Origin of the sequence: Rhodopseudomonas sp. BR0C11 (assembly GCF_010820945.1) — a bacterium.
In the GTDB taxonomy this organism is placed as follows: Bacteria; Pseudomonadota; Alphaproteobacteria; order Rhizobiales; family Xanthobacteraceae; genus Rhodopseudomonas; species Rhodopseudomonas palustris_H.
Genome location: NZ_QTKI01000317.1, coordinates 1 through 5,809, shown reverse-complemented (window position 1 = coordinate 5,809; position 5,809 = coordinate 1). Strand labels below are relative to the sequence as shown.

General features: G+C 65.8%; 2 protein-coding genes. Both read left to right on the top strand.

The window, feature by feature from the left end; translation table 11 throughout:
* Nucleotides 1–4,107, top strand: a 4,107-nt coding sequence (gene gltB / locus DYI24_RS19780) for a glutamate synthase large subunit (RefSeq protein ID WP_164573518.1), incomplete at its 5' end; no start/stop codon positions are given.
* A gap of 156 nt (nt 4,108–4,263) precedes the next feature.
* The gene (locus DYI24_RS19775) at nt 4,264–5,718 is read left to right on the top strand and encodes a glutamate synthase subunit beta (RefSeq protein ID WP_164573517.1); all 1,455 of its coding nucleotides are present in this window, start codon (nt 4,264–4,266) and stop codon (nt 5,716–5,718) included.
* Nucleotides 5,719–5,809: the final 91 nt, after the last annotated feature.

Sequence of the window (5,809 nt, the reverse complement as noted above, 5' to 3'; positions counted from 1 at the left end):
TATCAGCGTCGCGAGCGCGCGCTCGCCGGCTACTATCCGGTGTCGCTGTCGTGCCGCACCGTGATCTACAAGGGCATGTTCCTGGCCGACCAGCTCGGCAAGTACTATCCGGATCTGCACGAAGACGATTTCGCCAGCGCGCTGGCGCTGGTGCATCAGCGGTTCTCGACCAACACCTTCCCGACCTGGTCGCTGGCGCATCCGTACCGCATGGTCGCGCATAACGGCGAGATCAACACCCTGCGCGGCAACGTCAACTGGATGGCGGCGCGTCAGGCGTCGGTGCATTCGGAGCTGTACGGCGAAGACATCCGCCGGCTGTGGCCGATCTCTTACGAAGGCCAGAGCGACACCGCCTGCTTCGACAACGCGCTCGAGTTTCTGGTGCGCGGCGGCTACTCGCTGACGCATGCCGTGATGATGATGATTCCGGAAGCGTGGGCCGGCAACCCGCTGATGGACGAGAAGCGCCGCGCTTTCTACGAGTACCACGCCGCTCTGATGGAGCCGTGGGACGGTCCGGCCGCGCTCGCCTTCACCGACGGCCGCCAGATCGGCGCGACGCTCGACCGTAACGGTCTGCGCCCGGCGCGCTATCTCGTCACCAAGGACGACCGCATCGTGATGGCGTCCGAAATGGGCGTGCTGAAGATTCCGGAGGACCAGATCGTCACCAAGTGGCGGCTGCAGCCCGGCAAGATGCTGCTGGTCGACCTCGAGCAGGGCCGCCTGATCCCGGACGAAGAGATCAAGGCGCAGCTCGCAGCCAGTCAGCCCTATGCCGACTGGCTGCATCGCACCCAGATCGTGCTGGAAGAGCTGAAGGACGCGCCGGTCAAGGGTCAGCGCTCCAACCTGCCGCTGCTCGATCGGCAACAGGCGTTCGGCTACACCCAGGAAGATATCTCGATCCTGCTGACGCCGATGGCGTCGACCGGCGAGGAAGCCAACGGCTCGATGGGCAACGACACTCCGCTGTCGGCGCTCTCGGACAAGCCGAAGCTGCTCTACACCTACTTCAAGCAGAACTTCGCCCAGGTCACCAACCCGCCGATCGATCCGATCCGCGAGGAGCTGGTGATGAGCCTGGTGTCGATCATCGGCCCGCGGCCGAACCTGTTCGACACCGAAGGTCTCGCCGGCACCAAGCGTCTGGAAGTGCGTCAGCCGATCCTGACCGACGGCGACCTCGAGAAGATCCGTTCGATCTCCGAGATCGGCGATCCGCACTTCAAGTCGCGCACCCTCGACACCACCTTCCACTCCGCGCTCGGCGCTGCCGGCATGGAGCAGGTGCTCGACGACCTCAACGGCCGCGCCGAATCTGCGGTGCGTGACGGCGTCAACATCATCATCCTCAGCGACCGCGCCGCCGGTGCCGATCGGATTCCGATCCCTGCGCTGCTGGCCTGCGCCTCGGTGCATCATCACCTGATCCGCGTCGGTCTGCGCACCTCGGTGGGCTTGGTGATCGAGTCGGGCGAGCCGCGCGAAGTGCATCACTTCGCCTGCCTGGCCGGTTTCGGCGCCGAAGCCATCAACCCGTATCTGGCGTTCGAGACCATCATCGCGCTGAAGGACCGGCTGCCGGCCAAGCTCGAAGACAAGGAAATCGTCAAGCGCTACATCAAGTCGATCGGCAAGGGCCTGCTCAAGGTCATGTCGAAGATGGGCATCTCGACCTATCAGTCGTATTGCGGCGCCCAGATCTTCGACGCCGTCGGCCTGCGTCACGACTTCATCGCCAAGTACTTCGCCGGCACTCACTCGCAGATCGAAGGCGTCGGCCTGGCCGAAATCGCCGAAGAAACCGTGCGCCGGCATCGCGACGCGTTCGGCGACGCGCTTGTGTACAAGACCGCGCTCGACGTCGGCGGCGAGTACGCCTACCGCACCCGTGGCGAGGATCATGCCTGGACCGCGGATTCGGTCGCGACGCTGCAGCATGCGGTGCGCGGCAATTCGCAGGAGCGCTACCGCGCGTTCGCCAAGCTGCTCAACGAGCAGCAGGAGCGGCTGCTGACGCTGCGCGGCCTGTTCAAGATCAAGGGCGCCGAGGCCGAAGGCCGTAAGCCGGTGCCGCTGGCCGAAGTCGAATCGGCCGCCGAGATCGTCAAGCGGTTCTCGACCGGCGCGATGAGCTTCGGCTCGATCTCGCGCGAGGCGCATACCACGCTGGCGATCGCCATGAACCGGATCGGCGGCAAGTCGAACACCGGTGAGGGCGGCGAGGAGCCGGATCGCTTCAAGCCGATGGCGAACGGCGACTCGATGCGTTCGGCGATCAAGCAGGTCGCGTCAGGCCGGTTCGGTGTCACGACCGAATACCTCGCCAATTCGGACATGATCCAGATTAAGATGGCGCAGGGTGCCAAGCCCGGCGAAGGCGGTCAGCTGCCCGGCCACAAGGTCGACGCCACCATCGCGGCGGTGCGCCACTCGACCCCCGGCGTCGGCCTGATCTCGCCGCCGCCGCACCACGACATCTACTCGATCGAAGATCTGGCGCAGCTGATCTACGATCTGAAGAACGTCAATCCGTCGAGCGCGATCTCGGTGAAGCTGGTGTCGGAAATCGGCGTCGGCACCGTCGCGGCGGGCGTCGCCAAGGCGCGCGCCGACCACGTCACCATCTCGGGCTTCGAAGGCGGCACCGGCGCCTCGCCGCTGACCTCGATCAAGCATGCTGGTTCGCCGTGGGAAATCGGCCTCGCCGAAACCCACCAGACCCTGGTGCGCGAGCGGCTGCGGTCGCGGATCGCCGTCCAGGTCGACGGCGGCTTCCGCACCGGCCGTGACGTCGTGATCGGGGCGCTGCTCGGCGCCGACGAGTTCGGCTTCGCCACCGCGCCGCTGATCGCGGCCGGCTGCATCATGATGCGCAAGTGCCACCTCAACACCTGCCCGGTCGGCGTCGCCACCCAGGACCCGGTGCTGCGCAAGCGCTTCACCGGCCAGCCCGAGCACGTCATCAACTACTTCTTCTTCGTCGCCGAGGAAGTCCGCGAACTGATGGCGAGCCTCGGCTACCGCACCTTCAATGAAATGGTCGGCCAGTCGCAGATGCTCGACCAGGCCGCTCTGGTGGCGCACTGGAAGGCCAAGGGCCTCGACTTCTCCAAGCTGTTCTTCAAGCAGAAGGCGGACAAGGGCCAGACGATCTTCCATTCGGAAGGCCAGGATCATCATCTCGACAGCGTGCTCGACCGCAAGCTGATCGCCAAGTCGCAGCCGGCGATCGACCGCGGCGCACCGGTGAAGTTCGAGATCGAGATCAACAACACCGACCGCTCGGCCGGCGCGATGCTGTCCGGCACCGTCGCCAAGCATTACGGCCACGCCGGCCTGCCGGCCGACCCCATCCAGGTGCCTCTCAAGGGCACCGCGGGTCAGGCGTTCGGCGCCTGGCTGGCGCGCGGCATCACCTTCGATCTCGAAGGCGAAGGCAACGACTACGTCGGCAAGGGCCTGTCGGGCGGCAAGATCATCGTCCGGCCGCCGGCGATCTCCGGCATCGTGCCGGAAGAGTCGATCATCGTCGGCAACACCGTGATGTACGGCGCGATCGAGGGCGAGTGCTACTTCCATGGCATCGCCGGCGAACGCTTCGCGGTTCGTAACTCGGGCGCGGTCGCGGTGGTCGAAGGCGCCGGCGATCATTGCTGCGAATACATGACCGGCGGCATCGTGGTGGTGCTCGGCAAGACCGGCCGTAACTTCGCGGCCGGCATGTCGGGCGGTGTCGCCTACGTGTTGGACGAGGACGGCAGCTTCGCCAAGACCTGCAACATGGCGATGGTCGAGCTCGAGCCGGTGCTGTCGGAAGAGATGATCAACGCCGGCGCGTTCCATCAGGCCGGCGATCTCGAAGCGCACGGCAAGGTCGACGTGTTTGCCGATCTGCTCGGCGCCGACGTCGAGCGGCTGCACGTGCTGATCTCGCGCCACGCCAAGTACACCGGCTCCAAGCGCGCCCAGGACATCCTGGCGAACTGGAAGAGCTACTTGCCGAAATTCCGCAAGGTGATGCCGGTCGAGTATCGCCGCGCGCTGCGCGAGATGAAAGCTCGCGCCGCCGAGGAGCCGAAGATCGCGATCGGGGCGTAGTTAAACCAGCGCTTCCTCGTCATTGCGAGCGAAGCGAAGCAATCCAGAAGCTCCTTGCGTTGAGCTGGATTGCTTCGTCGCTTCGCTCCTCGCAATGACGGAGAGTGCGTGCCAAGACACAAAGTCGAAGACAAGAATTCGAGGCGTCAGAGTTCGATGGGCAAGGTCACGGGGTTTCTGGAAATCGAGCGGCACGATCGCGCTTATGCGCCGGTCGCCGAACGGGTGAAGAACTACAATGAGTTCGTGGTTCCGCTCAGCGAGAAAGACCTGCGCGACCAGGCCGCCCGCTGCATGAACTGCGGCATCCCGTATTGCCACGGCACCGGTTCGCCGCAGCCGGGCGCGACGGGTTGCCCGGTCAACAACCAGATCCCCGACTGGAACGACCTGGTTTACAACGGCTATTGGCAGGAAGCCGCGCGCACCCTGCACTCGACCAATAACTTCCCGGAATTCACCGGCCGGATCTGCCCGGCGCCGTGCGAAGCGTCGTGCACGCTGAACATCGACGACAACCCGGTCACCATCAAGACGATCGAATGCGCGATCGTCGACACCGCGTTCGACAACGGCTGGGTCAAGCCGGAGATCGCCGCGGTCAAGACCGGCCAGAGCGTCGCGATCGTCGGCGCCGGCCCCGCGGGCCTTGCCTGCGCCCAGCAGCTGGCGCGCGCCGGTCACGACGTCCACGTCTATGAGAAGTTCGCCAAGGCCGGCGGCCTGCTGCGCTACGGCATCCCGGACTTCAAGATGGAGAAGACTCTGATCGACCGCCGCGTCGCTCAGATGGAAGCCGAAGGCGTCACCTTCCACTACGGCGCGCCGGTCGGCGGCAGCGCTCCGGGCGCAGTCGATCCGGCCGAGCTGCTCAAGCAGTACGACGCCGTCGCGCTGACCGGCGGTGCCGAAGCGCCGCGCGATCTGCCGATCCCGGGCCGTGAGCTCGGCGGCATCCATTTCGCGATGGACTTCCTCACCCAGCAGAACCGCCGGGTCTCCGGCGAAGCCGTGAACGGCACCGACATTCTCGCCGCCGGCAAGAACGTGGTGGTGATCGGTGGCGGCGACACCGGTTCGGACTGCATCGGCACCTCGATCCGTCAGGGCGCCAAGTCGGTGACCCAGATCGAAATCATGCCGGCGCCGCCGGAGCGTGAGAACAAGGCGCTGACTTGGCCGAACTGGCCGATGAAGATGCGCACCTCCTCGAGCCAGGCCGAAGGCGCGGCGCGCGAATTCGCCGTGATGACCCAGTCGTTCGAAGGTGAGGGCGGCGTCGTCAAGAAGCTGAACTGCGTCCGCGTCGACGCCAAGTTCCAGCCGATCCCCGGCACCGAATTCGTGCTCGAAGCCGACCTCGTGCTGCTGGCGATGGGCTTCGTCTCGCCGGTCAAGGAAGGCCTGTTGACCCAGCTCGGCGTCGCGCTCGACCCGCGCGGCAACGTCGCCGCCGACCTGTCGCACTTCACCACTTCGGTCGACAAGGTGTTCGCCGCCGGCGACATGCGCCGCGGCCAGTCGCTGGTGGTCTGGGCGATCCGCGAAGGCCGCCTCTGCGCCCAGGCGATCGACCGGTTTTTGATGGGCGCGACGACGCTGCCGCGGTAAGCGGCGCAAGGCGACAGCTACACGCCCAGCGTCATGCGCGGGCTCGACCCGCGCATCCATCGCGCGCATTAGCGCGCGATCAACATTACGT

Excerpts from the sequence above, each read along its gene's own strand:
- DYI24_RS19775 (WP_164573517.1), top strand. The coding sequence starts at position 4,264 with ATGGGCAAGGTCACGGGGTTTCTGGAAATCGAGCGGCACGATCGCGCT.